The sequence below is a fragment of the Escherichia albertii NBRC 107761 = DSM 17582 genome, from assembly GCF_000759775.1.
GTDB classification, from domain to species: domain Bacteria; phylum Pseudomonadota; class Gammaproteobacteria; order Enterobacterales; family Enterobacteriaceae; genus Escherichia; species Escherichia albertii.
In genome coordinates this window covers 1-26199 of sequence record NZ_BBMY01000064.1, presented here as the reverse complement: position 1 = coordinate 26199, position 26199 = coordinate 1, and the positions used below count along the sequence as shown (strand labels likewise).

The 26199-nt window shown below is 49.3% G+C and carries 48 protein-coding genes; 41 read left to right on the top strand and 7 right to left on the bottom strand.

Features of this window, described 5'->3' with window-relative positions; all coding sequences use genetic code 11:
- The 3 genes from EA14781_RS23280 to bfr all read left to right on the top strand — a co-directional run.
- Positions 1-86, top strand: an 86-nt coding sequence (locus EA14781_RS23280; protein ID WP_000740160.1) for an EF-Tu C-terminal domain-related protein, incomplete at its 5' end; no start/stop codon positions are given.
- Positions 87-269: 183 nt separating this feature from the next.
- Entirely contained in the window at positions 270-464 is a 195-nt protein-coding gene (bfd, locus tag EA14781_RS12515; protein ID WP_000289089.1) for a bacterioferritin-associated ferredoxin, read from the top strand.
- Between the two features lie 72 nt (positions 465-536).
- Positions 537-1007, top strand: a complete 471-nt coding sequence (bfr, locus tag EA14781_RS12510) for a bacterioferritin (RefSeq protein WP_000675521.1) — start codon at positions 537-539, stop codon at positions 1005-1007.
- Between the two features lie 2 nt (positions 1008-1009).
- Here the strand turns inward: bfr and EA14781_RS12505 are convergent, their stop codons facing one another.
- A complete protein-coding gene (locus tag EA14781_RS12505) occupies positions 1010-1477 on the bottom strand; it encodes a prepilin peptidase (protein ID WP_000381755.1) in 468 nt (155 codons plus the stop codon).
- Between the two features lie 378 nt (positions 1478-1855).
- Between EA14781_RS12505 and rpsJ the strand changes: the two genes are divergently transcribed.
- From rpsJ to EA14781_RS12345, 31 genes are all read left to right on the top strand, one after another.
- Positions 1856-2167 (top strand): 30S ribosomal protein S10, encoded by a 312-nt coding sequence (gene rpsJ / locus EA14781_RS12495; protein ID WP_001181004.1) that lies wholly within the window; start codon positions 1856-1858, stop codon positions 2165-2167.
- 32 nt (positions 2168-2199) lie between these two features.
- Positions 2200-2829, top strand: a complete 630-nt coding sequence (gene rplC / locus EA14781_RS12490) for a 50S ribosomal protein L3 (protein ID WP_000579831.1) — start codon at positions 2200-2202, stop codon at positions 2827-2829.
- A gap of 10 nt (positions 2830-2839) precedes the next feature.
- Complete coding sequence (rplD, locus tag EA14781_RS12485; protein WP_000424395.1) at positions 2840-3445, top strand: 50S ribosomal protein L4; 606 nt, start codon at positions 2840-2842, stop codon at positions 3443-3445.
- Complete coding sequence (gene rplW, locus EA14781_RS12480) at positions 3442-3744, top strand: 50S ribosomal protein L23 (protein WP_000617544.1); 303 nt, start codon at positions 3442-3444, stop codon at positions 3742-3744. The genes rplD and rplW overlap by 4 nt, the downstream gene beginning before the upstream one ends.
- A 17-nt stretch (positions 3745-3761) precedes the next feature.
- Positions 3762-4583, top strand: a complete 822-nt coding sequence (rplB, locus tag EA14781_RS12475; protein WP_000301864.1) for a 50S ribosomal protein L2 — start codon at positions 3762-3764, stop codon at positions 4581-4583.
- A 16-nt stretch (positions 4584-4599) separates the two neighbouring features.
- Positions 4600-4878 carry a 30S ribosomal protein S19 gene (gene rpsS, locus EA14781_RS12470; RefSeq protein WP_001138117.1) on the top strand — a complete coding sequence of 93 codons (279 nt, stop codon included), beginning with the start codon at positions 4600-4602 and terminating at the stop codon, positions 4876-4878.
- Between the two features lie 14 nt (positions 4879-4892).
- The gene (gene rplV / locus EA14781_RS12465; RefSeq protein ID WP_000447529.1) at positions 4893-5225 is read left to right on the top strand and encodes a 50S ribosomal protein L22; all 333 of its coding nucleotides are present in this window, start codon (positions 4893-4895) and stop codon (positions 5223-5225) included.
- 17 nt (positions 5226-5242) lie between these two features.
- The gene (gene rpsC / locus EA14781_RS12460; RefSeq protein ID WP_000529945.1) at positions 5243-5944 is read left to right on the top strand and encodes a 30S ribosomal protein S3; all 702 of its coding nucleotides are present in this window, start codon (positions 5243-5245) and stop codon (positions 5942-5944) included.
- A gap of 12 nt (positions 5945-5956) precedes the next feature.
- Positions 5957-6367 carry a 50S ribosomal protein L16 gene (rplP, locus tag EA14781_RS12455; RefSeq protein ID WP_000941212.1) on the top strand — a complete coding sequence of 137 codons (411 nt, stop codon included), beginning with the start codon at positions 5957-5959 and terminating at the stop codon, positions 6365-6367.
- The gene (gene rpmC, locus EA14781_RS12450) at positions 6367-6558 is read left to right on the top strand and encodes a 50S ribosomal protein L29 (RefSeq protein ID WP_000644742.1); all 192 of its coding nucleotides are present in this window, start codon (positions 6367-6369) and stop codon (positions 6556-6558) included. The genes rplP and rpmC overlap by 1 nt, the downstream gene beginning before the upstream one ends.
- Positions 6558-6812 carry a 30S ribosomal protein S17 gene (gene rpsQ, locus EA14781_RS12445; protein ID WP_000130100.1) on the top strand — a complete coding sequence of 85 codons (255 nt, stop codon included), beginning with the start codon at positions 6558-6560 and terminating at the stop codon, positions 6810-6812. The genes rpmC and rpsQ overlap by 1 nt, the downstream gene beginning before the upstream one ends.
- Positions 6813-6976: 164 nt before the next feature.
- Positions 6977-7348, top strand: coding sequence for a 50S ribosomal protein L14 (rplN, locus tag EA14781_RS12440; RefSeq protein WP_000613955.1), 372 nt, complete (start codon positions 6977-6979; stop codon positions 7346-7348).
- A gap of 10 nt (positions 7349-7358) precedes the next feature.
- On the top strand, positions 7359-7673 hold the full coding sequence (rplX, locus tag EA14781_RS12435) for a 50S ribosomal protein L24 (protein WP_000729184.1): 315 nt from the start codon (positions 7359-7361) through the stop codon (positions 7671-7673).
- Between the two features lie 14 nt (positions 7674-7687).
- Positions 7688-8227, top strand: coding sequence for a 50S ribosomal protein L5 (gene rplE / locus EA14781_RS12430; RefSeq protein ID WP_001096200.1), 540 nt, complete (start codon positions 7688-7690; stop codon positions 8225-8227).
- 14 nt (positions 8228-8241) lie between these two features.
- Positions 8242-8547, top strand: a complete 306-nt coding sequence (gene rpsN, locus EA14781_RS12425) for a 30S ribosomal protein S14 (protein ID WP_001118930.1) — start codon at positions 8242-8244, stop codon at positions 8545-8547.
- A 33-nt stretch (positions 8548-8580) separates the two neighbouring features.
- Positions 8581-8973, top strand: coding sequence for a 30S ribosomal protein S8 (gene rpsH / locus EA14781_RS12420; RefSeq protein WP_000062611.1), 393 nt, complete (start codon positions 8581-8583; stop codon positions 8971-8973).
- A 12-nt stretch (positions 8974-8985) separates the two neighbouring features.
- Complete coding sequence (rplF, locus tag EA14781_RS12415; RefSeq protein ID WP_000091934.1) at positions 8986-9519, top strand: 50S ribosomal protein L6; 534 nt, start codon at positions 8986-8988, stop codon at positions 9517-9519.
- A gap of 9 nt (positions 9520-9528) precedes the next feature.
- On the top strand, positions 9529-9882 hold the full coding sequence (gene rplR / locus EA14781_RS12410; protein WP_000358960.1) for a 50S ribosomal protein L18: 354 nt from the start codon (positions 9529-9531) through the stop codon (positions 9880-9882).
- A gap of 14 nt (positions 9883-9896) precedes the next feature.
- A complete protein-coding gene (rpsE, locus tag EA14781_RS12405) occupies positions 9897-10400 on the top strand; it encodes a 30S ribosomal protein S5 (protein WP_000940121.1) in 504 nt (167 codons plus the stop codon).
- A 3-nt stretch (positions 10401-10403) separates the two neighbouring features.
- Positions 10404-10583: a 50S ribosomal protein L30 gene (gene rpmD, locus EA14781_RS12400; RefSeq protein WP_001140433.1), complete on the top strand. Its 180-nt coding sequence runs from the start codon at positions 10404-10406 to the stop codon at positions 10581-10583.
- A 3-nt stretch (positions 10584-10586) separates the two neighbouring features.
- Positions 10587-11021, top strand: coding sequence for a 50S ribosomal protein L15 (gene rplO / locus EA14781_RS12395; protein WP_001238916.1), 435 nt, complete (start codon positions 10587-10589; stop codon positions 11019-11021).
- Positions 11022-11028: 7 nt separating this feature from the next.
- On the top strand, positions 11029-12360 hold the full coding sequence (gene secY / locus EA14781_RS12390; RefSeq protein ID WP_001118864.1) for a preprotein translocase subunit SecY: 1332 nt from the start codon (positions 11029-11031) through the stop codon (positions 12358-12360).
- A 31-nt stretch (positions 12361-12391) separates the two neighbouring features.
- Positions 12392-12508, top strand: a complete 117-nt coding sequence (rpmJ, locus tag EA14781_RS12385; protein WP_000868187.1) for a 50S ribosomal protein L36 — start codon at positions 12392-12394, stop codon at positions 12506-12508.
- Positions 12509-12654: 146 nt separating this feature from the next.
- Positions 12655-13011 carry a 30S ribosomal protein S13 gene (gene rpsM, locus EA14781_RS12380; protein ID WP_000090773.1) on the top strand — a complete coding sequence of 119 codons (357 nt, stop codon included), beginning with the start codon at positions 12655-12657 and terminating at the stop codon, positions 13009-13011.
- Positions 13012-13027: 16 nt separating this feature from the next.
- Entirely contained in the window at positions 13028-13417 is a 390-nt protein-coding gene (gene rpsK / locus EA14781_RS12375) for a 30S ribosomal protein S11 (protein ID WP_001029684.1), read from the top strand.
- A 33-nt stretch (positions 13418-13450) separates the two neighbouring features.
- Positions 13451-14071: a 30S ribosomal protein S4 gene (gene rpsD / locus EA14781_RS12370; RefSeq protein WP_000135224.1), complete on the top strand. Its 621-nt coding sequence runs from the start codon at positions 13451-13453 to the stop codon at positions 14069-14071.
- Between the two features lie 25 nt (positions 14072-14096).
- Positions 14097-15086: a DNA-directed RNA polymerase subunit alpha gene (locus tag EA14781_RS12365; protein ID WP_001162092.1), complete on the top strand. Its 990-nt coding sequence runs from the start codon at positions 14097-14099 to the stop codon at positions 15084-15086.
- Between the two features lie 40 nt (positions 15087-15126).
- The gene (rplQ, locus tag EA14781_RS12360) at positions 15127-15510 is read left to right on the top strand and encodes a 50S ribosomal protein L17 (RefSeq protein WP_001216368.1); all 384 of its coding nucleotides are present in this window, start codon (positions 15127-15129) and stop codon (positions 15508-15510) included.
- A gap of 106 nt (positions 15511-15616) precedes the next feature.
- Positions 15617-15985 carry a DnaJ family domain-containing protein gene (locus tag EA14781_RS12355; protein WP_000266519.1) on the top strand — a complete coding sequence of 123 codons (369 nt, stop codon included), beginning with the start codon at positions 15617-15619 and terminating at the stop codon, positions 15983-15985.
- Between the two features lie 10 nt (positions 15986-15995).
- Complete coding sequence (gene zntR / locus EA14781_RS12350) at positions 15996-16421, top strand: Zn(2+)-responsive transcriptional regulator (protein ID WP_000285599.1); 426 nt, start codon at positions 15996-15998, stop codon at positions 16419-16421.
- 56 nt (positions 16422-16477) lie between these two features.
- The gene (locus tag EA14781_RS12345; protein WP_000092707.1) at positions 16478-16696 is read left to right on the top strand and encodes an alternative ribosome-rescue factor A; all 219 of its coding nucleotides are present in this window, start codon (positions 16478-16480) and stop codon (positions 16694-16696) included.
- Here the strand turns inward: EA14781_RS12345 and mscL are convergent.
- The 5 genes from mscL to def all read right to left on the bottom strand — a co-directional run bounded on the left by mscL (position 16693) and on the right by def (position 21437).
- On the bottom strand, positions 16693-17103 hold the full coding sequence (gene mscL, locus EA14781_RS12340; RefSeq protein ID WP_000022447.1) for a large-conductance mechanosensitive channel protein MscL: 411 nt from the start codon (positions 17101-17103) through the stop codon (positions 16693-16695). The genes EA14781_RS12345 and mscL overlap by 4 nt on opposite strands.
- 129 nt (positions 17104-17232) lie before the next feature.
- Positions 17233-18609 carry a Trk system potassium transporter TrkA gene (gene trkA / locus EA14781_RS12335; protein WP_000691376.1) on the bottom strand — a complete coding sequence of 459 codons (1377 nt, stop codon included), beginning with the start codon at positions 18607-18609 and terminating at the stop codon, positions 17233-17235.
- Between the two features lie 21 nt (positions 18610-18630).
- Entirely contained in the window at positions 18631-19920 is a 1290-nt protein-coding gene (gene rsmB / locus EA14781_RS12330) for a 16S rRNA (cytosine(967)-C(5))-methyltransferase RsmB (protein WP_002460850.1), read from the bottom strand.
- A gap of 45 nt (positions 19921-19965) precedes the next feature.
- Complete coding sequence (fmt, locus tag EA14781_RS12325; RefSeq protein WP_000004445.1) at positions 19966-20913, bottom strand: methionyl-tRNA formyltransferase; 948 nt, start codon at positions 20911-20913, stop codon at positions 19966-19968.
- Between the two features lie 14 nt (positions 20914-20927).
- Positions 20928-21437, bottom strand: a complete 510-nt coding sequence (def, locus tag EA14781_RS12320) for a peptide deformylase (RefSeq protein ID WP_000114984.1) — start codon at positions 21435-21437, stop codon at positions 20928-20930.
- A gap of 129 nt (positions 21438-21566) precedes the next feature.
- Here def and dprA point away from each other — a divergent pair, with 129 nt between their 5' ends.
- From dprA to EA14781_RS12290, 6 genes are read left to right on the top strand one after another with little or no spacing between them, the layout of a single operon-like run.
- The gene (gene dprA, locus EA14781_RS12315; protein WP_000228574.1) at positions 21567-22691 is read left to right on the top strand and encodes a DNA-protecting protein DprA; all 1125 of its coding nucleotides are present in this window, start codon (positions 21567-21569) and stop codon (positions 22689-22691) included.
- Entirely contained in the window at positions 22663-23136 is a 474-nt protein-coding gene (gene smg, locus EA14781_RS12310) for a DUF494 family protein Smg (RefSeq protein ID WP_000460677.1), read from the top strand. Before dprA ends, smg begins: the two co-directional genes overlap by 29 nt.
- 28 nt (positions 23137-23164) lie before the next feature.
- Positions 23165-23707, top strand: a complete 543-nt coding sequence (locus EA14781_RS12305; protein WP_024164695.1) for a DNA topoisomerase family protein — start codon at positions 23165-23167, stop codon at positions 23705-23707.
- Positions 23708-23711: 4 nt separating this feature from the next.
- On the top strand, positions 23712-24284 hold the full coding sequence (tsaC, locus tag EA14781_RS12300) for an L-threonylcarbamoyladenylate synthase type 1 TsaC (RefSeq protein ID WP_002460853.1): 573 nt from the start codon (positions 23712-23714) through the stop codon (positions 24282-24284).
- A gap of 4 nt (positions 24285-24288) precedes the next feature.
- Positions 24289-25107: a shikimate dehydrogenase gene (gene aroE / locus EA14781_RS12295; protein WP_000451208.1), complete on the top strand. Its 819-nt coding sequence runs from the start codon at positions 24289-24291 to the stop codon at positions 25105-25107.
- Complete coding sequence (locus tag EA14781_RS12290; RefSeq protein ID WP_001076935.1) at positions 25104-25361, top strand: DUF1488 family protein; 258 nt, start codon at positions 25104-25106, stop codon at positions 25359-25361. Before aroE ends, EA14781_RS12290 begins: the two co-directional genes overlap by 4 nt.
- Here the strand turns inward: EA14781_RS12290 and EA14781_RS12285 are convergent.
- Complete coding sequence (locus EA14781_RS12285) at positions 25337-25891, bottom strand: gamma carbonic anhydrase family protein (RefSeq protein WP_001286225.1); 555 nt, start codon at positions 25889-25891, stop codon at positions 25337-25339. The two genes, EA14781_RS12290 and EA14781_RS12285, sit on opposite strands and share 25 nt — an antisense overlap.
- A 90-nt stretch (positions 25892-25981) precedes the next feature.
- On the opposite strand from EA14781_RS12285, the gene EA14781_RS25435 reads away from it, so the two are divergent.
- Positions 25982-26199, top strand: a 218-nt coding sequence (locus EA14781_RS25435) for a hypothetical protein (RefSeq protein WP_042335721.1), incomplete at its 3' end; no start/stop codon positions are given.

Here is a 26199-nt window from a genome sequence, read left to right as displayed (position 1 = left end):
TCGCGATGGACGACGGTCTGCGTTTCGCAATCCGTGAAGGCGGTCGTACCGTTGGCGCGGGCGTTGTAGCTAAAGTTCTGGGCTAATTACTCGTTAATTAGTTTTGAATTGAAAAGGGCGCTTCGGCGCCCTTTTTGCTGTCCGTGATTTTATCTGGAAATATTTAGCCGTAATTTTTGCTCGCTTACTTCAGGGGTAAATAAAACTGTGCTATTGTAATTATAACCATTCTCATTTACACTTTGCGCATAATTTGCACGGGAGCAATCATGTACGTTTGTTTGTGTAATGGTGTAAGTGACAAAAAAATTCGCCAGGCAGTGCGTCAGTTTCATCCTCAATCCTTTCAACAATTACGCAAGTTTATTCCTGTTGGAAATCAATGTGGTAAGTGCATTCGTGCTGCACGTGAAGTAATGCAGGATGAGTTGTTGCAGATGCCCGAATTCAAAGAGAGCGCCTAAAGTTCCCGCTTATTTTTTGACATCCCGCTAGCCCCATCTACGCTCTAATAGTGGAAGCGGAGGGACTATAAAATGAAAGGCGATGTTAAAATCATAAATTATCTCAATAAACTATTGGGAAACGAGCTTGTCGCAATAAATCAGTATTTTCTTCATGCCCGAATGTTTAAAAACTGGGGCCTGATGCGTCTTAATGATGTCGAATACCATGAATCTATTGATGAGATGAAACACGCAGATAAATATATTGAGCGTATTTTGTTCTTAGAGGGGATCCCCAACTTACAGGATTTAGGCAAACTGGGGATTGGTGAAGATGTCGAAGAGATGCTGCAATCCGACCTGCGATTAGAGCTGGAAGGCGCTAAGGAGCTCCGTGAGGCTATTGCTTATGCTGACAGCGTCCATGATTATGTCAGCCGCGATATGATGATTGAGATCCTTGGCGATGAAGAAGGTCACATCGATTGGCTCGAAACTGAACTGGATCTGATAAGTAAAATTGGGCTGCAAAATTATCTGCAATCACAAATTAAAGTTTAAGACTAACTGTCTGTCAGCAAACTATCCCAGCCAACAACGAAACCCGCAGCCGCCAGAAATGGTCCAAAAGGCAGCGGGTTTTTTAATGATTCTTTTCCTCTTATGAGTACACCAAGAGCAACAGCCCCGCAAGCAAATGAGGCAGCAAGGAAAACCAGCCGCGGCAGGAATGTCCATGTATGCCAGGCACCCAGCGCGGCGAGAAACTTCACATCTCCATAACCTAATCCTTCTTTATGTCGCAGAGTGCGGTAACCCCAGTAAATAATAGCGAATGCGCCGTAGCCGATAATTGCCCCCCATAACGCATTGGCTAAATCGGCCGGGTGACAAATTTGATAAAACAGAAGCCCTGACCAGAGCAGCGGGCAGGTAAATCTGTCGGGCAACAAACCATGCTTTGCATCATAGAAGAAAAGCAGTGTCGATAAACAAATGTATAAGCTCAGAAAGGGAAGGGTAGTATCCATAAAACATCCTCTGTAATTGACGTATCACCTTCTAATAGCGTCAGATAATCATCAACAAAGGATTTACTGCTTTGTTAACCTCGTTCCAGCGAAAAATCCTGTCTTCACAATCTTACATATTGGGTGGAATACAGCTCGCAATCTGTTCATTGCGATTAATTTCTACGCGATGCTTGCGTCAGGCTCAGATTTACGTATAATGCGCGGGCTTGTCGTAGTTGACAGCAGGTTCAATCTGAACCTCAGTTAGCTGATTTTGGCTACCTAACAATGCCCCCAATCGGGGGGCTACGTAAGAACGGTTACACTCTCCCATCAATCGTAATGGGTCTGAGGAGTAATCATTTTCGTTTATAAAATAATTGGAGCTCTGGTCTCATGCAGAACCAAAGAATCCGTATCCGCCTGAAAGCGTTTGATCATCGTCTGATCGATCAAGCAACCGCGGAAATCGTCGAGACTGCCAAGCGCACTGGTGCGCAGGTCCGTGGTCCGATCCCGCTGCCGACACGCAAAGAGCGCTTCACTGTTCTGATCTCCCCGCACGTCAACAAAGACGCGCGCGATCAGTACGAAATTCGTACTCACTTGCGTCTGGTTGACATCGTTGAGCCAACCGAGAAAACCGTTGATGCTCTGATGCGTCTGGATCTGGCTGCCGGTGTAGACGTGCAGATCAGCCTGGGTTAATCAGGTCATTGAGCGATTGAGAGGTTGAAACAATGATTGGTTTAGTCGGTAAAAAAGTGGGTATGACCCGTATCTTCACAGAAGACGGCGTTTCTATCCCAGTAACCGTAATCGAAGTTGAAGCAAACCGCGTTACTCAGGTTAAAGACCTGGCTAACGATGGCTACCGTGCTATTCAGGTAACCACCGGTGCTAAAAAAGCTAACCGTGTGACCAAGCCTGAAGCTGGCCACTTCGCTAAAGCTGGCGTAGAAGCTGGTCGTGGTCTGTGGGAATTCCGCCTGGCTGAAGGCGAAGAGTTCACTGTAGGTCAGAGCATTAGCGTTGAACTGTTTGCTGACGTTAAAAAAGTTGATGTAACTGGCACCTCCAAAGGTAAAGGTTTCGCAGGTACCGTTAAGCGCTGGAACTTCCGTACCCAGGACGCTACTCACGGTAACTCCTTGTCTCACCGCGTACCGGGTTCTATCGGTCAGAACCAGACTCCGGGCAAAGTATTCAAAGGCAAGAAAATGGCAGGTCAGCTGGGTAACGAGCGTGTAACCGTTCAGAGCCTGGACGTAGTACGTGTTGACGCTGAGCGCAACCTGCTGCTGGTTAAAGGTGCAGTTCCGGGTGCTACCGGTAGCGACCTGATCGTTAAACCAGCTGTGAAGGCGTGAGGAGATAGCAATGGAATTAGTATTGAAAGACGCGCAGAGCGCGCTGACTGTTTCCGAAACTACCTTCGGTCGTGATTTCAACGAAGCGCTGGTTCACCAGGTTGTTGTTGCTTATGCAGCTGGTGCTCGTCAGGGCACTCGTGCTCAGAAGACTCGTGCTGAAGTAACTGGTTCCGGTAAAAAACCGTGGCGCCAGAAAGGTACCGGCCGTGCGCGTTCTGGTTCTATCAAGAGCCCGATCTGGCGTTCTGGTGGCGTGACCTTCGCTGCTCGTCCGCAGGACCACAGTCAAAAAGTTAACAAGAAGATGTACCGCGGCGCGCTGAAAAGCATTCTGTCCGAACTGGTACGTCAGGATCGTCTGATCGTTGTCGAGAAGTTCTCTGTAGAAGCACCGAAAACCAAGCTGCTGGCACAGAAACTGAAAGACATGGCTCTGGAAGATGTGCTGATCATCACCGGTGAGCTGGACGAGAACCTGTTCCTGGCTGCGCGCAACCTGCACAAGGTTGACGTACGCGATGCAACTGGTATCGACCCGGTTAGCCTGATCGCCTTCGACAAAGTCGTAATGACTGCTGATGCTGTTAAGCAAGTTGAGGAGATGCTGGCATGATTCGTGAAGAACGTCTGCTGAAGGTGCTGCGTGCACCGCACGTTTCTGAAAAAGCGTCTACTGCGATGGAAAAATCCAACACCATCGTACTCAAAGTTGCTAAAGACGCGACCAAAGCAGAAATCAAAGCTGCTGTGCAGAAACTGTTTGAAGTCGAAGTCGAAGTCGTTAACACCCTGGTAGTTAAAGGGAAAGTTAAACGTCACGGACAGCGTATCGGTCGTCGTAGCGACTGGAAAAAAGCTTACGTCACCCTGAAAGAAGGCCAGAATCTGGACTTCGTTGGCGGCGCTGAGTAAGTCGGAGGAGTAATACAATGGCAGTTGTTAAATGTAAACCGACATCTCCGGGTCGTCGCCACGTAGTTAAAGTGGTTAACCCTGAGCTGCACAAGGGCAAACCTTTTGCTCCGTTGCTGGAAAAAAACAGCAAATCCGGTGGTCGTAACAACAATGGCCGTATCACCACTCGTCATATCGGTGGTGGCCACAAGCAGGCTTACCGTATTGTTGATTTCAAACGCAACAAAGACGGTATCCCGGCAGTTGTTGAACGTCTTGAGTACGATCCGAACCGTTCCGCGAACATCGCGCTGGTTCTGTACAAAGACGGTGAACGCCGTTACATCTTGGCCCCTAAAGGCCTGAAAGCTGGCGACCAGATTCAGTCTGGCGTTGATGCTGCAATCAAACCAGGCAACACCCTGCCGATGCGCAACATCCCGGTTGGTTCTACCGTTCACAACGTAGAAATGAAACCAGGTAAAGGCGGTCAGCTGGCACGTTCTGCTGGTACTTACGTTCAGATCGTTGCTCGTGATGGTGCTTATGTCACCCTGCGTCTGCGTTCTGGTGAAATGCGTAAAGTCGAAGCAGACTGCCGTGCAACCCTGGGCGAAGTTGGCAATGCTGAGCATATGCTGCGCGTTCTGGGTAAAGCTGGTGCTGCACGCTGGCGTGGTGTTCGTCCGACCGTTCGCGGTACCGCGATGAACCCGGTAGACCACCCACATGGTGGTGGTGAAGGTCGTAACTTTGGTAAGCACCCGGTAACTCCGTGGGGCGTTCAGACCAAAGGTAAGAAGACCCGCAGCAACAAGCGTACTGATAAATTTATCGTACGTCGCCGTAGCAAATAATTTTAGAGGATAAGCCATGCCACGTTCTCTCAAGAAAGGTCCTTTTATTGACCTGCACTTGCTGAAGAAGGTAGAGAAAGCGGTGGAAAGCGGAGACAAGAAGCCCCTGCGCACTTGGTCCCGTCGTTCAACGATCTTTCCTAACATGATCGGTTTGACCATCGCTGTCCATAATGGTCGTCAGCACGTTCCGGTATTTGTAACCGACGAAATGGTCGGTCACAAACTGGGTGAATTCGCACCGACTCGTACTTATCGCGGCCACGCTGCTGATAAAAAAGCGAAGAAGAAATAAGGTAGGAGGAAGAGATGGAAACTATCGCTAAACATCGCCATGCTCGTTCTTCTGCTCAGAAGGTTCGCCTTGTTGCGGACCTGATTCGCGGTAAGAAAGTGTCGCAGGCTCTGGATATTCTGACCTACACCAATAAGAAAGCGGCTGTACTGGTCAAGAAAGTTCTGGAATCTGCCATTGCTAATGCTGAACACAACGATGGCGCTGACATTGACGATCTGAAAGTTACGAAAATTTTCGTAGACGAAGGCCCGAGCATGAAGCGCATTATGCCGCGTGCAAAAGGTCGTGCAGATCGCATCCTGAAGCGCACCAGCCACATTACTGTGGTTGTGTCCGATCGCTGAGACTCTGGAGACTAGCAATGGGTCAGAAAGTACATCCTAATGGTATTCGCCTGGGTATTGTAAAACCATGGAACTCTACCTGGTTTGCGAACACCAAAGAATTCGCTGACAACCTGGACAGCGATTTTAAAGTACGTCAGTACCTGACGAAGGAACTGGCTAAAGCGTCCGTATCTCGTATCGTTATCGAGCGTCCGGCTAAGAGCATCCGTGTAACTATTCACACTGCTCGCCCGGGTATCGTTATCGGTAAAAAAGGTGAAGACGTAGAAAAACTGCGTAAGGTCGTAGCGGACATCGCTGGCGTTCCTGCACAGATCAACATCGCCGAAGTTCGTAAGCCTGAACTGGACGCAAAACTGGTTGCTGACAGCATCACTTCTCAGCTGGAACGTCGTGTTATGTTCCGTCGTGCGATGAAGCGTGCTGTACAGAACGCAATGCGTCTGGGCGCTAAAGGTATCAAAGTTGAAGTTAGCGGCCGTCTGGGCGGCGCGGAAATCGCACGTACCGAATGGTACCGCGAAGGTCGCGTACCGCTGCACACTCTGCGTGCTGATATCGACTACAACACCTCTGAAGCGCACACCACTTACGGTGTAATCGGCGTTAAAGTGTGGATCTTCAAAGGCGAGATCCTGGGTGGTATGGCTGCTGTTGAACAACCGGAAAAACCGGCTGCTCAGCCTAAAAAGCAGCAGCGTAAAGGCCGTAAATAAGGAGCGTCGCTGATGTTACAACCAAAGCGTACAAAATTCCGTAAAATGCACAAAGGCCGTAACCGCGGTCTGGCGCAGGGTACGGATGTTAGCTTCGGCAGCTTCGGTCTGAAAGCTGTTGGCCGTGGTCGTCTGACTGCCCGTCAGATCGAAGCAGCACGTCGTGCTATGACCCGTGCAGTTAAGCGTCAAGGTAAGATCTGGATCCGTGTGTTCCCGGACAAACCGATCACTGAAAAGCCGCTGGCAGTGCGTATGGGTAAAGGTAAAGGTAACGTGGAGTATTGGGTTGCCTTGATTCAGCCGGGTAAAGTCCTGTATGAAATGGACGGTGTTCCGGAAGAGCTGGCCCGTGAAGCATTCAAGCTGGCAGCAGCGAAACTGCCGATTAAAACCACCTTTGTAACTAAGACGGTGATGTAATGAAAGCAAAAGAGCTGCGTGAGAAGAGCGTTGAAGAGCTGAACACCGAGCTGCTGAACCTGCTGCGTGAGCAGTTCAACCTGCGTATGCAGGCTGCAAGTGGCCAGCTGCAACAGTCTCACCTGTTGAAGCAAGTGCGTCGTGATGTCGCACGCGTTAAGACTTTACTGACTGAGAAGGCGGGTGCGTAATGACCGATAAAATCCGTACTCTGCAAGGTCGCGTTGTTAGCGACAAAATGGAGAAATCCATTGTTGTTGCTATCGAACGTTTTGTGAAACACCCGATCTACGGTAAATTCATCAAGCGTACGACCAAACTGCACGTACATGACGAGAACAACGAATGCGGTATCGGCGACGTGGTTGAAATCCGCGAATGCCGTCCGTTGTCCAAGACTAAATCCTGGACGCTGGTTCGCGTTGTAGAGAAAGCGGTTCTGTAATACAGTACACTCTCTCGATACGAATAAACGGCTCAGTAATGGGCCGTTTATTTTTTCTACCCATATCGCTGAAGCGGTGTTATAATGCCGCGCCCTCGATATGGGGCTTTTTAACGACCTGATTTTCGGGTCTCAGTAGTAGTTGACATTAGCGGAGCACTAAAATGATCCAAGAACAGACTATGCTGAACGTCGCCGACAACTCCGGTGCACGTCGCGTAATGTGTATCAAGGTTCTGGGTGGCTCGCACCGTCGCTACGCAGGCGTAGGCGACATCATCAAGATCACCATCAAAGAAGCAATTCCGCGTGGTAAGGTCAAAAAAGGTGATGTGCTGAAGGCGGTAGTGGTGCGCACCAAGAAGGGTGTTCGTCGCCCGGACGGTTCTGTCATTCGCTTCGATGGTAATGCTTGTGTTCTTCTGAACAACAACAGCGAGCAGCCTATCGGTACGCGTATTTTTGGGCCGGTAACTCGTGAGCTTCGTAGTGAGAAGTTCATGAAAATTATCTCTCTGGCACCAGAAGTACTCTAAGGAGCGAATCATGGCAGCGAAGATCCGTCGTGATGACGAAGTTATCGTGTTAACCGGTAAAGACAAAGGTAAGCGCGGTAAAGTTAAGAATGTCCTGTCTTCCGGCAAGGTCATTGTTGAAGGTATCAACCTGGTTAAGAAACACCAGAAGCCGGTTCCGGCTCTGAATCAACCGGGTGGCATCGTTGAAAAAGAAGCCGCTATTCAGGTTTCCAACGTAGCAATCTTCAATGCGGCAACCGGCAAGGCTGACCGTGTAGGCTTTAGATTCGAAGACGGTAAAAAAGTCCGTTTCTTCAAATCTAACGGCGAAACTATCAAGTAATTTGGAGTAGTACGATGGCGAAACTGCATGATTACTACAAAGACGAAGTAGTTAAAAAACTCATGACTGAGTTTAACTACAATTCTGTCATGCAAGTCCCTCGGGTCGAGAAGATCACCCTGAACATGGGTGTTGGTGAAGCGATCGCTGACAAAAAACTGCTGGATAACGCAGCAGCAGATCTGGCAGCAATCTCCGGTCAAAAACCGCTGATCACCAAAGCACGCAAATCCGTTGCAGGCTTCAAAATCCGTCAGGGCTATCCGATCGGCTGTAAAGTAACTCTGCGTGGCGAACGCATGTGGGAGTTCTTTGAGCGCCTGATCACTATTGCTGTACCGCGTATCCGTGACTTCCGTGGCTTGTCCGCTAAGTCTTTCGACGGTCGTGGTAACTACAGCATGGGTGTCCGTGAGCAGATCATCTTCCCAGAAATCGACTACGATAAAGTCGACCGCGTTCGTGGTTTGGATATTACCATTACCACTACTGCGAAATCTGATGAAGAAGGCCGTGCTCTGCTGGCTGCCTTTGACTTCCCGTTCCGCAAGTAAGGTAGGGTTACTAAATGGCTAAGCAATCAATGAAAGCACGCGAAGTAAAACGCGTAGCTTTAGCTGATAAATACTTCGCGAAACGCGCTGAACTGAAAGCGATCATCTCTGATGTGAACGCTTCCGACGAAGATCGTTGGAACGCTGTTCTCAAGCTGCAGACTCTGCCGCGTGATTCCAGCCCGTCTCGTCAGCGTAACCGCTGCCGTCAAACAGGTCGTCCGCATGGTTTCCTGCGGAAGTTCGGGTTGAGCCGTATTAAGGTCCGTGAAGCCGCTATGCGCGGTGAAATCCCGGGTCTGAAAAAGGCTAGCTGGTAATTGTCACCAATTGAATCACGGGAGTAAAGACAGATGAGCATGCAAGATCCGATCGCGGATATGCTGACCCGTATCCGTAACGGTCAGGCCGCGAACAAAGCTGCGGTCACCATGCCTTCCTCCAAGCTGAAAGTGGCAATCGCCAACGTGCTGAAGGAAGAAGGTTTTATTGAAGATTTTAAAGTTGAAGGCGACACCAAGCCTGAACTGGAACTGACTCTTAAGTATTTCCAGGGCAAAGCTGTTGTAGAAAGCATTCAGCGTGTCAGCCGCCCAGGTCTGCGCATCTATAAACGTAAAGATGAGCTGCCGAAAGTTATGGCGGGTCTGGGTATTGCAGTTGTTTCTACCTCTAAAGGTGTTATGACTGATCGTGCAGCGCGCCAGGCTGGTCTTGGTGGCGAAATTATCTGCTACGTAGCCTAATCGGAGGAAAAAATGTCTCGTGTTGCTAAAGCACCGGTCGTTATTCCTGCCGGCGTTGATGTAAAAATCAACGGTCAGGTTATTACGATCAAAGGTAAAAACGGCGAGCTGACTCGTACTCTCAACGATGCTGTTGAAGTTAAACATGCAGATAATACCTTGACCTTCGGTCCGCGTGATGGTTACGCAGACGGTTGGGCACAGGCTGGTACCGCGCGTGCCCTGCTGAACTCAATGGTTATCGGTGTTACCGAAGGCTTCACTAAGAAGCTGCAGCTGGTTGGTGTAGGTTATCGTGCAGCGGTTAAAGGCAATGTGATTAACCTGTCCCTGGGTTTCTCTCATCCTGTTGACCATCAGCTGCCTGCGGGTATCACTGCTGAATGTCCGACTCAGACTGAAATCGTGCTGAAAGGCGCTGATAAGCAGGTGATCGGCCAGGTTGCAGCGGATCTGCGCGCCTACCGTCGTCCTGAGCCTTATAAAGGCAAGGGTGTTCGTTACGCCGACGAAGTCGTGCGTACCAAAGAGGCTAAGAAGAAGTAAGGTAACACTATGGATAAGAAATCTGCTCGTATCCGTCGTGCGACCCGCGCACGCCGCAAGCTCCAGGAGCTGGGCGCAACTCGCCTGGTGGTACATCGTACCCCGCGTCACATTTACGCACAGGTAATTGCACCGAACGGTTCTGAAGTTCTGGTAGCCGCTTCTACTGTAGAAAAAGCTATCGCTGAACAACTGAAGTACACCGGTAACAAAGACGCGGCTGCAGCTGTGGGTAAAGCTGTCGCTGAACGCGCTCTGGAAAAAGGCATCAAAGATGTATCCTTTGACCGTTCCGGGTTCCAATATCATGGTCGTGTCCAGGCACTGGCAGATGCTGCCCGTGAAGCTGGCCTTCAGTTCTAAGGTAGAGGTGTAAGATGGCTCACATCGAAAAACAAGCTGGCGAACTGCAGGAAAAGCTGATCGCGGTAAACCGCGTATCTAAAACCGTTAAAGGTGGTCGTATTTTCTCCTTCACAGCTCTGACTGTAGTTGGCGATGGTAACGGTCGCGTTGGTTTTGGTTACGGTAAAGCGCGTGAAGTTCCAGCAGCGATCCAGAAAGCGATGGAAAAAGCCCGTCGCAATATGATTAACGTCGCGCTGAATAACGGCACTCTGCAGCACCCTGTTAAAGGTGTTCACACGGGTTCTCGCGTATTCATGCAGCCGGCTTCCGAAGGTACCGGTATCATCGCCGGCGGTGCAATGCGTGCCGTTCTGGAAGTCGCTGGGGTTCATAACGTTCTGGCTAAAGCATATGGTTCCACCAACCCGATCAACGTGGTTCGTGCAACTATTGATGGCCTGGAAAATATGAATTCTCCAGAAATGGTCGCTGCCAAGCGTGGTAAATCCGTTGAAGAAATTCTGGGGAAATAAACCATGGCAAAGACTATTAAAATTACTCAAACCCGCAGTGCAATCGGTCGTCTGCCGAAACATAAGGCAACGCTGCTTGGCCTGGGTCTGCGTCGTATTGGTCACACCGTAGAGCGCGAGGATACTCCTGCTATTCGCGGTATGATCAACGCGGTTTCCTTCATGGTTAAAGTTGAGGAGTAAGAGATGCGTTTAAATACTCTGTCTCCGGCCGAAGGCTCCAAAAAGGCGGGTAAACGCCTGGGTCGTGGTATCGGTTCTGGCCTCGGTAAAACCGGTGGTCGTGGTCACAAAGGTCAGAAATCTCGTTCTGGCGGTGGCGTACGTCGCGGTTTCGAGGGTGGTCAGATGCCACTGTACCGTCGTCTGCCGAAATTCGGCTTCACTTCTCGTAAAGCAGCGATTACAGCCGAAGTTCGTCTGTCTGACCTGGCTAAAGTAGAAGGCGGTGTTGTAGACCTGAACACGCTGAAAGCGGCTAACATTATCGGTATCCAGATCGAGTTCGCGAAAGTGATCTTGGCTGGTGAAATCACTACTCCGGTAACTGTTCGTGGTCTGCGTGTTACTAAAGGCGCTCGTGCTGCTATTGAAGCTGCTGGCGGTAAAATCGAGGAATAAGTAGCAGATGGCTAAACAACCGGGATTAGATTTTCAAAGTGCCAAAGGTGGCTTAGGCGAGCTGAAACGCAGACTGCTGTTCGTTATCGGCGCGCTGATTGTGTTCCGTATTGGCTCTTTTATTCCGATCCCTGGTATTGATGCCGCTGTACTTGCCAAACTGCTTGAGCAACAGCGAGGCACCATCATTGAAATGTTTAACATGTTCTCTGGTGGTGCCCTTAGCCGTGCTTCTATCTTTGCTCTGGGTATCATGCCGTACATTTCGGCATCAATTATTATCCAGCTGCTAACGGTGGTTCATCCAACGTTGGCAGAAATTAAGAAAGAAGGGGAGTCTGGTCGGCGTAAGATCAGCCAGTACACCCGCTACGGTACTCTGGTGCTGGCGATATTCCAGTCGATCGGTATTGCTACCGGTTTGCCGAATATGCCTGGTATGCAAGGCTTGGTAATGAACCCGGGCTTTGCATTCTATTTCACCGCTGTTGTAAGTCTGGTCACAGGAACGATGTTCCTGATGTGGTTGGGTGAACAGATCACTGAACGAGGTATCGGCAACGGTATTTCAATCATTATCTTCGCCGGTATTGTCGCGGGACTCCCGCCAGCCATTGCCCATACTATCGAGCAAGCGCGTCAAGGCGACCTGCACTTCCTCGTGTTGCTGTTGGTTGCAGTATTAGTATTTGCAGTGACGTTCTTTGTTGTATTTGTTGAGCGTGGTCAACGCCGTATTGTGGTAAACTACGCAAAACGTCAGCAGGGTCGTCGTGTCTATGCTGCACAGAGCACACATTTACCGCTGAAAGTGAATATGGCGGGGGTAATCCCGGCAATCTTCGCTTCCAGTATTATTCTGTTCCCGGCGACCATCGCGTCATGGTTCGGGGGCGGTACTGGTTGGAACTGGCTGACAACAATTTCGCTGTATTTGCAGCCTGGGCAACCGCTTTATGTGTTACTCTATGCGTCTGCAATCATCTTCTTCTGTTTCTTCTACACGGCGTTGGTTTTCAACCCGCGTGAAACAGCAGATAACCTGAAGAAGTCCGGTGCATTTGTACCAGGAATTCGTCCGGGAGAGCAAACGGCGAAGTATATCGATAAAGTAATGACCCGTCTGACTTTAGTTGGTGCGCTGTACATTACCTTTATCTGCCTGATCCCGGAGTTCATGCGTGATGCAATGAAAGTACCGTTCTACTTCGGTGGAACCTCACTGCTTATCGTTGTTGTCGTGATTATGGACTTTATGGCTCAAGTGCAAACTCTGATGATGTCCAGTCAGTATGAGTCTGCATTGAAGAAGGCGAACCTGAAAGGCTACGGCCGTTAATTGGGCGCCCGAGAAGTTACGGAGAGTAAAAATGAAAGTTCGTGCTTCCGTCAAGAAATTATGCCGTAACTGCAAAATCGTTAAGCGTGATGGTGTCATCCGTGTGATTTGCAGTGCCGAGCCGAAGCATAAACAGCGCCAAGGCTGATTTATTCGCATATTTTTCTTGCAAAGTTGGGTTGAGCTGGCTAGATTAGCCAGCCAATCTTTTGTATGTCTGTGCGTTTCCATTTGAGTATCCTGAAAACGGGCTTTTCAGCATGGAACGTACATATTAAATAGTAGGAGTGCATAGTGGCCCGTATAGCAGGCATTAACATTCCTGATCATAAGCATGCCGTAATCGCATTAACTTCGATTTATGGCATCGGCAAGACCCGTTCCAAAGCCATTCTGGCTGCAGCGGGTATCGCTGAAGATGTTAAGATCAGTGAGCTGTCTGAAGGACAAATCGACACGCTGCGTGACGAAGTTGCCAAATTTGTCGTTGAAGGTGATCTGCGCCGTGAAATCAGCATGAGCATCAAGCGCCTGATGGATCTTGGTTGCTATCGCGGTTTGCGTCATCGTCGTGGTCTCCCGGTTCGCGGTCAGCGTACCAAGACCAACGCTCGTACCCGTAAGGGTCCGCGCAAACCGATCAAGAAATAATCGGGGTGATTGAATAATGGCAAAGGCACCAATTCGTGCACGTAAACGTGTAAGAAAACAAGTCTCTGACGGCGTGGCTCATATCCATGCTTCTTTCAACAACACCATCGTGACTATCACTGATCGTCAGGGTAACGCGTTGGGTTGGGCAACTGCCGGTGGTTCCGGTTTCCGTGGTTCTCGCAAATCCACTCCGTTTGCAGCTCAGGTTGCAGCAGAGCGTTGCGCTGACGCCGTGAAAGAATACGGCATCAAGAATCTGGAAGTTATGGTTAAAGGTCCGGGTCCAGGTCGCGAATCTACTATTCGTGCTCTGAATGCCGCAGGTTTCCGCATCACTAACATTACTGATGTGACTCCGATCCCTCATAACGGTTGTCGTCCGCCGAAAAAACGTCGCGTATAACGCTTCGTTTTCCAGGTTTGTTGGAGAAAGAAAATGGCAAGATATTTGGGTCCTAAGCTCAAGCTGAGCCGTCGTGAGGGCACCGACTTATTCCTTAAGTCTGGCGTTCGCGCGATCGATACCAAGTGTAAAATTGAACAAGCTCCTGGCCAGCACGGTGCGCGTAAACCGCGTCTGTCTGACTATGGTGTGCAGTTGCGTGAAAAGCAAAAAGTTCGCCGTATCTATGGTGTGCTGGAGCGTCAGTTCCGTAACTACTACAAAGAAGCAGCACGTCTGAAAGGCAACACCGGTGAAAACCTGTTGGCTCTGCTGGAAGGTCGTCTGGACAACGTTGTATACCGTATGGGCTTCGGTGCCACTCGTGCAGAAGCACGTCAGCTGGTTAGCCATAAAGCAATTATGGTAAACGGTCGTGTTGTTAACATCGCTTCTTATCAGGTTAGTCCGAATGACGTTGTAAGCATTCGTGAGAAAGCGAAGAAGCAGTCTCGCGTGAAAGCCGCTCTGGAGCTGGCTGAGCAGCGTGAAAAGCCAACCTGGCTGGAAGTTGATGCTGGCAAGATGGAAGGTACGTTTAAGCGTAAGCCGGAGCGTTCTGATCTGTCTGCGGACATTAACGAACACCTGATCGTCGAGCTTTACTCCAAGTAAAGCTTAGTACCAAAGAGAGGACACAATGCAGGGTTCTGTGACAGAGTTTCTAAAACCGCGCCTGGTTGATATCGAGCAAGTGAGTTCGACGCACGCCAAGGTGACCCTTGAGCCTTTAGAGCGTGGCTTTGGCCATACTCTGGGTAACGCACTGCGCCGTATTCTGCTCTCATCGATGCCGGGTTGCGCGGTGACCGAGGTTGAGATTGATGGTGTACTGCATGAGTACAGCACCAAAGAAGGCGTTCAGGAAGATATCCTGGAAATCCTGCTCAACCTGAAAGGGCTGGCGGTGAGAGTTCAGGGCAAAGATGAAGTTATTCTTACCTTGAATAAATCTGGCATTGGCCCTGTGACTGCAGCCGATATCACCCACGACGGTGATGTCGAAATCGTCAAGCCGCAGCACGTGATCTGCCACCTGACCGATGAGAACGCGTCTATTAGCATGCGTATCAAAGTTCAGCGCGGTCGTGGTTATGTGCCGGCTTCTAGCCGAATTCATTCGGAAGAAGATGAGCGCCCAATCGGCCGTCTGCTGGTCGACGCATGCTACAGCCCTGTAGAGCGTATTGCCTACAATGTTGAAGCAGCGCGTGTAGAACAGCGTACCGACCTGGACAAGCTGGTCATCGAAATGGAAACCAACGGCACAATCGATCCTGAAGAGGCGATTCGTCGTGCGGCAACCATTCTGGCTGAACAACTGGAAGCTTTCGTTGACTTACGTGATGTACGTCAGCCGGAAGTGAAGGAAGAGAAACCAGAGTTCGATCCGATCCTGCTGCGCCCTGTTGACGATCTGGAATTGACTGTCCGCTCTGCTAACTGCCTTAAAGCAGAAGCTATCCACTATATCGGTGATCTGGTACAGCGTACTGAGGTTGAGCTCCTTAAAACGCCTAACCTTGGTAAAAAATCTCTTACCGAGATTAAAGACGTGCTGGCTTCCCGTGGACTGTCTCTGGGCATGCGCCTGGAAAACTGGCCACCGGCAAGCATCGCTGACGAGTAACCGGATCACAGGTTAAGGTTTTACTGAGAAGGATAAGGTCATGCGCCATCGTAAGAGTGGTCGTCAACTGAACCGCAACAGCAGCCATCGCCAGGCTATGTTCCGCAATATGGCAGGTTCACTGGTTCGTCATGAAATCATCAAGACGACTCTGCCTAAAGCGAAAGAGCTGCGCCGCGTAGTTGAGCCGCTGATTACTCTTGCCAAGACTGATAGCGTTGCTAATCGTCGTCTGGCATTCGCCCGTACTCGTGATAACGAGATCGTGGCAAAACTGTTTAACGAACTGGGCCCGCGTTTCGCGAGCCGTGCCGGTGGTTACACTCGTATTCTGAAGTGTGGCTTCCGTGCAGGCGACAACGCGCCGATGGCTTACATCGAGCTGGTTGATCGTTCAGAGAAAGCAGAAGCTGCTGCAGAGTAATCTGAAGCAACGTAAAAAAACCCGCTCCGGCGGGTTTTTTTATACCCGTAGTATCCCCACTTATCTACAATAGCCGTACTCTTTTTGTTCATCCCCTGGAGTATTTATGTGGTTACTTGACCAGTGGGCAGAGCGCCATATATCAGAAGCTCAAGCGAAAGGTGAATTTGATAACTTACTAGGTAACGGCGAACCATTGATGCTGGATGATGATTCCCATGTACCGCCGGAACTGCGTGCAGGTTATCGATTGTTGAAGAATGCAGGTTGCTTACCGCCAGAACTTGAGCAGCGAAAGGAAGCAATACTGCTTTTGGATATTCTCAAAGCTATTCGCCAGGATAATCCACAATATCAGGAGGTTAGCCGCCGGTTGTCATTACTGGAATTAAAACTGCGACAAGCTGGATTGAGTACTGACTTTTTACGCGGCGATTATGCTGACAAGTTGTTGAATAAAATCAACGATAACTAGTGGAGTATGTATGTATCGCATTGGTGAGTTGGCAAAAATGGCAGAAGTGACGCCTGACACTATTCGTTATTACGAAAAGCAACAGATGATGGATCATGAAGTACGTACCGAAGGTGGTTTTCGTCTTTATACTGAAAGTGATCTCAGACGCTTGAAGTTTATTCGCCATGCCAGACAGCTCGGTTTTAGCCTTGAGTCGATCCGCGAATTACTGTCGATCCGTATCGATCCTGAACATCATACTTGTCAGGAATCGAAAGGCATTGTGCAGGAAAGATTACAGGAAGTGGAAGCCAGGATAGCCGAATTGCAGAATATGCAGCGTTCCTTGCAACGACTTAATGATGCCTGCTGCGGCACAGCCCATAGCAGCGTTTATTGCTCGATTCTTGAAGCTCTTGAACAAGGTACGAGCGGCCTTAAGGTTGACTGTTGATTTATTGCACTGGCGAGATTACACTCGCGCCGTTAAAACAACCAACTGGAGTTTTTATGAGCCGATATCAGCATACAAAAGGGCAGATAAAGGATAATGCAGTTGAAGCATTACTGCATGACCCCTTGTTCAGACTGCGAGTAGAGAAAAACAAGAAAGGGAAAGGCAGTTATATGCGTAAAGGTAAACATGGCAATCGGGGTAACTGGGAGGCCAGTGGCAAGAAAGTAAATCACTTTTTTACCACTGGCCTTCTGCTTTTGGATATTTGTTAAGAGCGGTTATTCTGCTCTTTCAGCAAATCACGAATCTCTGTCAGTAACACTTCTTCTTTGGTCGGCGCAGGCGCGGCGACCGGTTCTTCTTTCTTACGATTCAGTTTATTGATTAGCTTTATTGCCATAAAGATAGCAAAGGCAACGATCAGGAAATCGAATACGTTTTGAATGAAGACACCATAATGCATCACAACTGCGGGTACATCTCCCTGTGCATCGCGCAGAGTAACGGCAAACTGTTTAAAGTCGATCCCACCAATTAATAACCCCAGTGGTGGCATGATGATATCGGCAACCAGTGAGGAGACAATTTTACCGAAGGCCGCACCGATAATGACACCTACCGCCAAATCCACCACATTCCCGCGCATCGCAAATTCGCGAAATTCTTTAATAATACTCATGTTGTTCCCCCTATGAAACTGACAATGATAAGTCTAACAAATGTTAAGCTATTTTCCTTTCAGGAATAAATTTAATTAAACCTTGAAGAAAAAAGGGAAATAATAAGGCGCCGTAAGACGCCTTATTAATTACAAGAAGAAAGGACTTGGCTGGAACAGTCGTTCAACGTCGGTAATAAATTTTTTATCCGTCAGGAACATAATCACGTGATCGCCCTGCTCAATGCGTAAATTGTCATTGGCGATTATGACATCATTTCCACGTACCACTGCTCCAATAATTGTTCCCGGCGGCAGTTTAATTTCATCAATAACCCTGCCTACGACACGAGAGGTACTTTCGTCACCGTGAGCAACGGCTTCAATAGCTTCTGCTACACCACGGCGAAGTGAGGAAACGCCAACAATATCCGCTTTTCGTACGTGACTGAGCAGTGCGGAGATGGTTGCTTGCTGGGGAGAAATTGCAATATCGATCACGCTTCCCTGAACCAAATCCACATAAGCGCGACGCTGGATCAAAACCATCACTTTTTTCGCGCCCATACGTTTAGCAAGCATAGCGGACATGATATTGGCTTCGTCATCATTGGTGACAGCGATAAATAGATCCACTTGATCAATGTGCTCTTCGGCTAGCAGTTCCTGATCTGAAGCATCACCAAAAAAGACGATCGTATTCTGTAATTTTTCTGCCAGCTCGGCAGCGCGTTGCTGATTACGTTCGATGAGTTTGACGCTGTAGTCTTTTTCCAGACGACGCGCCAGCCCAGCACCGATATTACCTCCGCCAACCAGCATGATCCGTTTATACGGTTTTTCCAGACGTTGTAATTCACTCATCACCGCGCGGATATGTTGCGATGCGGCAATAAAGAATACCTCATCACCCGCTTCAACGATGGTTGATCCTTGTGGGCGAATGGGGCGATCATGACGGAAAATTGCAGCGACGCGGGTGTCAATATGCGGCATATGTTCGCGCATAGTCGAAAGCGCATTACCAATCAGTGGGCCACCGTAATAGGCCTTTACCACAGCCAGACTGACTTTGCCTTCCGCAAAATTTACCACCTGTAATGCGCCAGGATATTCGATCAGGCGATAAATATTATCGATAACCAACTGCTCTGGCGCGATCAAATGGTCAATAGGTACGGCATCTGTGTGGAATAACTTGTCGGCATCGCGGACATAGTCTTGAGAACGAATACGGGCGATGCGATTTGGCGTATTGAAAAGTGAATAGGCCACCTGGCAGGCAATCATGTTTGTTTCGTCTGAACTGGTCACGGCGACCAGCATATCAGCATCGTCGGCACCGGCTTCCCGTAACACACGTGGGTGCGAGCCATGCCCTTGTACTACCCGCAGATCAAATTTATCCTGCAACGTTCGCAGACGTTCACCGTTGGTATCGACAACAGTAATATCGTTGTTTTCGCCAACCAGATTTTCAGCTAGTGTGCCGCCAACTTGTCCGGCGCCCAGAATGATAATTTTCATCAGTCGCGACCTGTTATTTCATCACTTTTTGATTAGCTTAGCGTAAAAGAAGCCGTCACCTTCTTCAGCGTCTGGCAGATTCTGCTTACCCGGTTGCTCTGGTGTTCCGGTTTCGCAAAGCATGGCATCTTCAGTACGTTGCAAAAAGGCTTTAATTTGTTGGCTATTCTCTTCCGGCAATATCGAGCAAGTGGCATACACCAACGTTCCGCCTGATTTTAAATGTGGCCAGATAGCATCGAGAATTTCAGACTGCAACTGAGCGAGTTCGGCGATATCGCGATCGCGACGCAGCCATTTAATATCGGGATGGCGACGAATCACACCGGTAGCAGAGCAAGGCGCATCTAATAAAATACGATCGAACTGTTGCTCACCACACCATTGGGAAGGGGAGCGGCCATCACCTTGTTTCACGGTTGCCTTCATCCCAAGGCGTTTTAGATTGTCATACACGCGAGACAGGCGCTGTTCGTCAATATCAACCGCCATAACTTGCGCTTCTGGAGCAACTTCAAGGATATGCGTTGTTTTACCGCCGGGGGCGGCGCAAAGATCCAGAATGTGTTCACCGTTTTGTGGAGCAAGCCAGGTCATGCAACCTTGCGCTGATGCATCCTGAACGGTAACCCATCCTTCGTCAAAACCGGGCAGCGCATGAACGGGCGCGGGTATTTCCAGGCGGACTGCATCAGGATAATTAGCATGCAGGAATCCTTTCATTCCTGCCTTTTCCAGTAAGGCAAGCCAACTGTCGCGGGAATTGTGTGTGCGGTTGACGCGCAGCCACATGGGAGGGCGCTGGTTATTGGCTTCAACGATGGATTGCCACTGCTCTGGATACGCTTTTTGCAGACGTTTTAGCAGCCAGGAGGGATGCAGATAACGTGCATCACTGGCATTAAACTCGGCTAATAACTCTTCTTGCTGACGTTGGAACTGGCGTAACACGCCGTTAATCAGCCCCTTAAGTTGCGGGCGCTTAATTGCGACAGCACCTTCAACCGTTTCAGCCAGCGCAGCATGAGGTGGAATGCGGGTATAAAGCAGTTGATACAAACCAACCATAATCAGGTAATGCACAGTACGCTGTTTGCCGGTCATCGGACGGGTCATTAACTTATTAATCAGCCAGTCTAACTGTGAAAGCGTACGCAGTACGCCAAAGCACAACTCTTGTAGAAGTGCTTTATCTTTATCAGAAACTTTTTGCTGTAGCGGTGGCAGAATGTTGCTTAATGATTGCCCTTGCTCGACGACTTGTTCAACGGCCTGTGCCGCCATGCTACGTAAATTACGTTGTTTTTTCATAAGTATAAAAATGCCCGGCAAGACCGGGCTTAGAAGAGTGGACTATCAGGCCAGACGGTTGCCCGGGACAAACCATTCCCGACGTGAATTCAGGAGGTCTTGCGCGCTCATCGCTTTCTTACCCGCAGGTTGTAACGAGAGCAGGTTCAGGATGCCATCGCCAGTTGCAACCTGGATGCCTTGTTTGTTGGCTTCAAGGATCGTTCCTGGTGCAGCTTTGGTCGCCGTATCAATGACCGACGCTTTCCAGACCTTAACCGGCTGTCCTTCAATTTCCAGCCAACTCATTGGCCATGGATTAAAAGCGCGAATGCAGCGTTCAAGCTGTGCTGCCGAAAGTGACCAGTCAATACGCGCTTCTTCTTTACTTAACTTTTCGGCGTAAGTGACAAGAGTTTCGTCCTGAACTTCTGGTTTCACCGTCCCGTCTGCCAGTTGTTTCAACGTGGTGATAAGCCCTTGTGGGCCAAGCTCTGCCAGTTTGTCATACAACGTACCACTGGTATCTTCGGTGGTAATCGGACAGGAGAGTTTATAGAGCATGTCGCCCGTGTCCAGGCCGACATCCATTTGCATAATGGTGACACCGGTTTCTGCATCGCCCGCCCAAAGTGAGCGTTGAATCGGTGCGGCTCCGCGCCAGCGTGGCAGTAGTGAACCATGAACGTTGATACAGCCGAGACGCGGCATTTCCAGCACAGTTTTAGGCAGAATTAACCCGTAGGCGACGACGACCATGACATCAGCCTGCAGATCGGCGACCAGTTGTTGGTTTTCTTGTGGGCGCAGGGAAACAGGCTGAAAAATCGGTAACCCTTTCTCTTCTGCCAGGACTTTGACCGGGCTGGGCATCAGTTTTTTGCCGCGACCTGCAGGTCGATCCGGTTGGGTGAACACACCAACGACGTTATGTCCAGAAGACAGCAGCGCGTCCAGATGACGCGCTGCAAAGTCAGGTGTACCCGCAAAAATAATACGTAGTGATTCTGACACGTTAGTTCTTATCCTTAAGCCCGGGCTTTCAGACGATCCAGTTTTTCAACTTTCTGACGAATACGTTGTTGTTTCAGCGGTGACAGGTAATCCATAAATAGCTTGCCAACCAGGTGATCCATTTCATGCTGAATACAGATGGCTAACAGACCGTCTGCTTCCAGTTCAAATGGTTTACCGTCACGGTCCAGGGCGCGAATTTTCACTTTCTCTGCACGCGGCACTAAAGCACGCTGTTCAGGGATCGACAGGCAGCCTTCTTCAATGCCTGTTTCGCCGCTTTTTTCTAAAAGCTCCGGGTTGATTAACACCAGCCGTTCGTCACGGTTTTCCGAAACATCAATAACGATGATACGTTGATGGATATCAACCTGGGTTGCTGCCAGGCCAATACCTTCTTCTGCGTACATCGTCTCGAACATATCATCGACGATACGCTGAATTTCTGCATTCACTTCTTCTACCGGTTTAGCCACTTTGCGAAGCCGCTCGTCCGGAATATGTAACACTTGCAAAACTGACATAAATCTCCAGAGATGTGTTCAGGAGTTAGAAAGATTATTTCTTCTATTCTAGACAAATCCCCCTCTGATTGACAGCATCACTGACCAATCGTAAAGATTGCTAAAGCTGCTTATGGCAAGGGGATAAGGATGGTCGACACAGAAATTTGGCTGCGTTTGATGAGCGTGAGTACATTGTACGGCGATGATATGGTCCGTATAGCTCGCAGGTTGGCAGAACAGTCGCATATTGATGATCTTGTATTACAACAGGCGGGGCTTTCATCGCGACAGGCACATCGTTTTCTTTCATTTTCGCAGAAGAGTTTCGAAAGTTCACTCCGCTGGCTGGAACAACCAAATCACCATTTAATCCCTGCGGACAGCAAATTTTATCCTCCTCAACTTCTTGCGACGACAGATTATCCAGGCGCGCTGTTTGTTGCTGGAGAGCTGCACGCCTTGCAATCGTTTCAGCTTGCCGTCGTGGGGAGTCGGGCACATTCATGGTATGGTGAACGGTGGGGGCGCCTGTTTTGCGAATCGTTGGCGGCGTATGGCGTGACAATTACCAGCGGCCTGGCGCGTGGAATCGACGGTGTGGCGCATAAAGCAGCCTTGCAGGTCAATGGTGTCAGTATTGCTGTTCTGGGCAATGGACTTAATACTATTCATCCTCGTCGCCATGCCCGGCTGGCCGCCGGTTTACTTGAACATGGTGGCGCTCTTGTCTCGGAATTTCCCCTTGATGCACCCCCACTGGCTTATAATTTCCCACGAAGAAATCGCATTATTAGCGGTCTAAGTAAAGGTGTGCTGGTGGTGGAGGCTGCTTTGCGTAGTGGTTCTCTGGTGACAGCGCGTTGTGCGCTTGAACAGGGGCGCGACGTTTTTGCGTTGCCTGGCCCATTAGGTAATCCGGGAAGTGAAGGACCTCACTGGTTAATAAAGCAAGGTGCGATTCTTGTGACGGAGCCAGAAGAAATTCTGGCAAATTTGCAAAACGGATTGCGATGGTTGCCTGGTGCCCCTGAAAAATCATTTTATTCACCAGATCAGGAAGACGTGGCATTGCCATTTCCTGAGCTCCTGGCTAACGTAGGAGATGAGGTAACACCTGTTGACGTCGTCGCTGAACGTGCCGGCCAACCTGTGCCAGAGGTAGTTACTCAACTACTTGAACTGGAGTTAGCAGGATGGATCGCAGCTGTACCCGGCGGCTATGTCCGATTGAGGAGGGCATGCCATGTTCGACGTACTAATGTATTTGTTTGAAACCTATATTCACACTGAAGCTGAGTTGCGTGTGGATCAAGACAAACTTGAACAGGATCTTACCGACGCAGGATTTGATCGAGAAGATATCTACAATGCTCTGCTTTGGCTGGAAAAGCTTGCGGATTATCAGGAAAGACTGGCAGAACCGATGCAACTGGCTTCTGATCCTCTTTCCATGCGTATTTATACGCCTGAAGAGTGTGAAAGACTGGATGCCAGCTGTCGTGGATTTTTGCTTTTCCTTGAGCAGATTCAGGTGCTCAACCTTGAAACTCGTGAAATGGTGATAGAGCGAGTGCTCGCGCTGGATAACGCAGAGTTCGACCTGGAAGACCTGAAGTGGGTGATCCTGATGGTGTTGTTCAACATCCCGGGCTGCGAAAATGCGTACCAGCAAATGGAAGAATTACTCTTTGAAGTGAATGAAGGTATGCTGCATTAATCATTTCTTTAATTCAGCATAAGTTGTTATGGCGAAATCAGCACTGTTCACGGTGCGTAATAATGAGTCCTGCCCAAAGTGCGGGGCTGAACTGGTTATTCGATCCGGGAAACACGGTCCGTTTCTTGGATGCTCACAGTATCCGGCGTGTGACTACGTCCGTCCTCTGAAATCATCAGCGGACGGTCATATCGTCAAAGTTCTGGAGGGGCAGATTTGCCCTGCATGTGGGGCAAATCTGGTATTACGCCAGGGACGCTTTGGTATGTTTATTGGTTGTAGTAACTACCCTGAATGCGAACATACCGAACTTATCGATAAACCGGACGAAACAGCAATTACATGTCCCCAATGTCGGACGGGCCATCTGGTCCAGCGCCGTTCCCGTTATGGCAAAACATTTCACTCCTGTGATCGCTACCCTGAGTGTCAATTTGCTATTAACTTCAAGCCCATAGCCGGAGAGTGCCCTGAGTGTCATTATCCGCTACTCATCGAAAAGAAAACCGCGCAGGGTGTAAAACACTTTTGTGCCAGTAAACAATGTGGAAAGCCGGCTTCGGCGGAATAATAACGTGAACAATAACCTGCAAGGAGACGCTATCGCATCTGCGATAGATGTTCTCAATGAAGAACGTGTCATCGCCTATCCAACGGAAGCCGTTTTCGGTGTCGGGTGCGATCCTGATAGCGAAACAGCAGTGATGCGACTGTTGGATTTAAAACAGCGCCCGGTTGATAAGGGACTGATTTTAATCGCGGCAAATTACGAGCAGCTTAAACCCTATATTGATGACAGCATGCTGACGAAAGCGCAGCGTGAAACCATTTTTTCTCGTTGGCCTGGCCCTGTAACCTTTGTCTTTCCCGCGCCTTCGACAACACCGCGCTGGTTAACGGGGCGCTTTGATTCGCTTGCTGTACGAGTCACCGACCATCCGTTGGTGGTTGCTTTGTGCCAGGCTTATGGTAAACCTCTGGTTTCTAGCAGTGCCAACTTGAGTGGATTGCCGCCTTGTCGAACAGTTGAGGAAGTTCGCGCACAATTTGGTGTGGAGTTCCCGGTTGTGCCCGGTGAAACGGGAGGGCGCTTAAATCCTTCAGAAATCCGCGATGCCCTGACGGGTGAACTGTTTCGACAGGGGTAACATAATGGAAACCTATGCTGTTTTTGGTAATCCGATAGCCCACAGCAAATCGCCATTTATTCATCAGCAATTTGCACAGCAATTGCATATTGAACATCCCTATGGTCGCGTACTGGCGCCAATCAATGATTTCATTAATACATTGAATGCGTTTTTTGCTGCGGGTGGCAAAGGTGCGAATGTTACTGTGCCTTTTAAAGAGGAAGCATTTGCCAGAGCGGACGAGCTCACGGAACGGGCGGCGTTGGCTGGAGCAGTTAATACTCTCAAGTGGTTAGAAGATGGGCGCCTGCTGGGTGACAATACTGATGGCATAGGTTTGCTAAGCGATCTGGAACGTCTGTCTTTCATTCGCTCCGGCTTACGTATTTTGTTGATCGGTGCTGGTGGAGCATCTCGCGGCGTACTACTGCCACTCCTTTCCCTGGACTGTGCGGTGACAATCACTAATCGGACGGTATCCCGCGCGGAAGAGTTGGCTAAATTGTTTGCGCACACTGGCAGTATTCAGGCGTTGGGTATGGACGAACTGGAAGGTCATGAGTTCGATCTTATTATTAACGCGACATCCAGTGGGATTAGTGGTGATATTCCGGCGATCCCGGCATCGCTCATTCATCCTAGCATTTGTTGCTATGACATGTTCTATCAGAAAGGAAAAACGCCTTTTCTGGCATGGTGTGAGCAGCAAGGCTCAAAACGTAATGCGGATGGATTGGGGATGTTAGTCGCGCAGGCTGCTCATGCCTTTCTTCTCTGGCACGGTGTTCTGCCTGACGTAGAACCAGTTATAAAGCAATTGCAGGAGGAGTTGTCCGCGTGAATCAGACCATCCAGTTTCCAGACAGGGAAGAGTGGAACGAGAGTAAAAAATGCGTTTGTTTTCCCGCTCTTGTAAATGGTATGCAGCTCACTTGCGCTATTACGGGAGAGAGTCTGGCGAACCGCTTTGCAGGAGATACGCCAGAACAGTGGTTAGCGAATTTTCGTCAGCATCGCTGGGACCTGGAAGAAGAGGCAGAAGGCTTGATTCAGGATCAAAGCGAAGATGATCAAGGTTGGGTCTGGTTACCCTGATCCAGATACTCATCTTTCCATTTGACGTAGTTATTCGCGGAGTAGCGTAACCCAGCCTTCTCTTCATCACTTAACGGGCGGATCTGTTTAACGGGGCTACCGAGATACAGATATCCGCTCTCCAGCCGTTTATTTTGCGGTACCAGGCTACCCGCGCCGATCATCACATCATCTTCTATTACAGCGCCATCAAGTAAAATTGAGCCCATTCCAACCAGTACTCGATTACCAATAGTACAGCCATGAAGCATGACCTTGTGTCCAACCGTGACGTCTTCACCTACGATTAATGGATTACCCTGGGGATTGGTTGTCGATTTATGGGTTACATGTAAGACGCTACCATCCTGAATATTAGTGCGGGTACCGATCTGTACATAATTCACGTCACCGCGAATCACAACGAGCGGCCAAACCCCCACATCATCAGCCAGACGAACGTCACCAATCACGACACTACTATCGTCGATCATTACGCGCTGACCGATTTGTGGAAAAAGATCGCGGTATGGGCGTAAAACATCAGACATACTTACCTCAACAATAAATGATTTACTGATGACTTTGGGTGCATTATTGGCCTTGTGCAAGTCTTTTAGTATGCAAAAAAGCACCGTTTTGTGTGCGAATACAGCAAAAAGGCTGAAAAAACAACAAACGAAAAAAAAGATCAAAAAAGTACTTGTGCAAAAAATTGGGATCCCTATAATGCGCCTCCGTTGAGACGACAACGTGAAACACTTCACAAGATGGTCGTAACAATGAAGAGAAAAATCCTGAAATTCGGGGTTGACTCTGAAAGAGGAAAGCGTAATATACGCCACCTCGCGACAGTGAG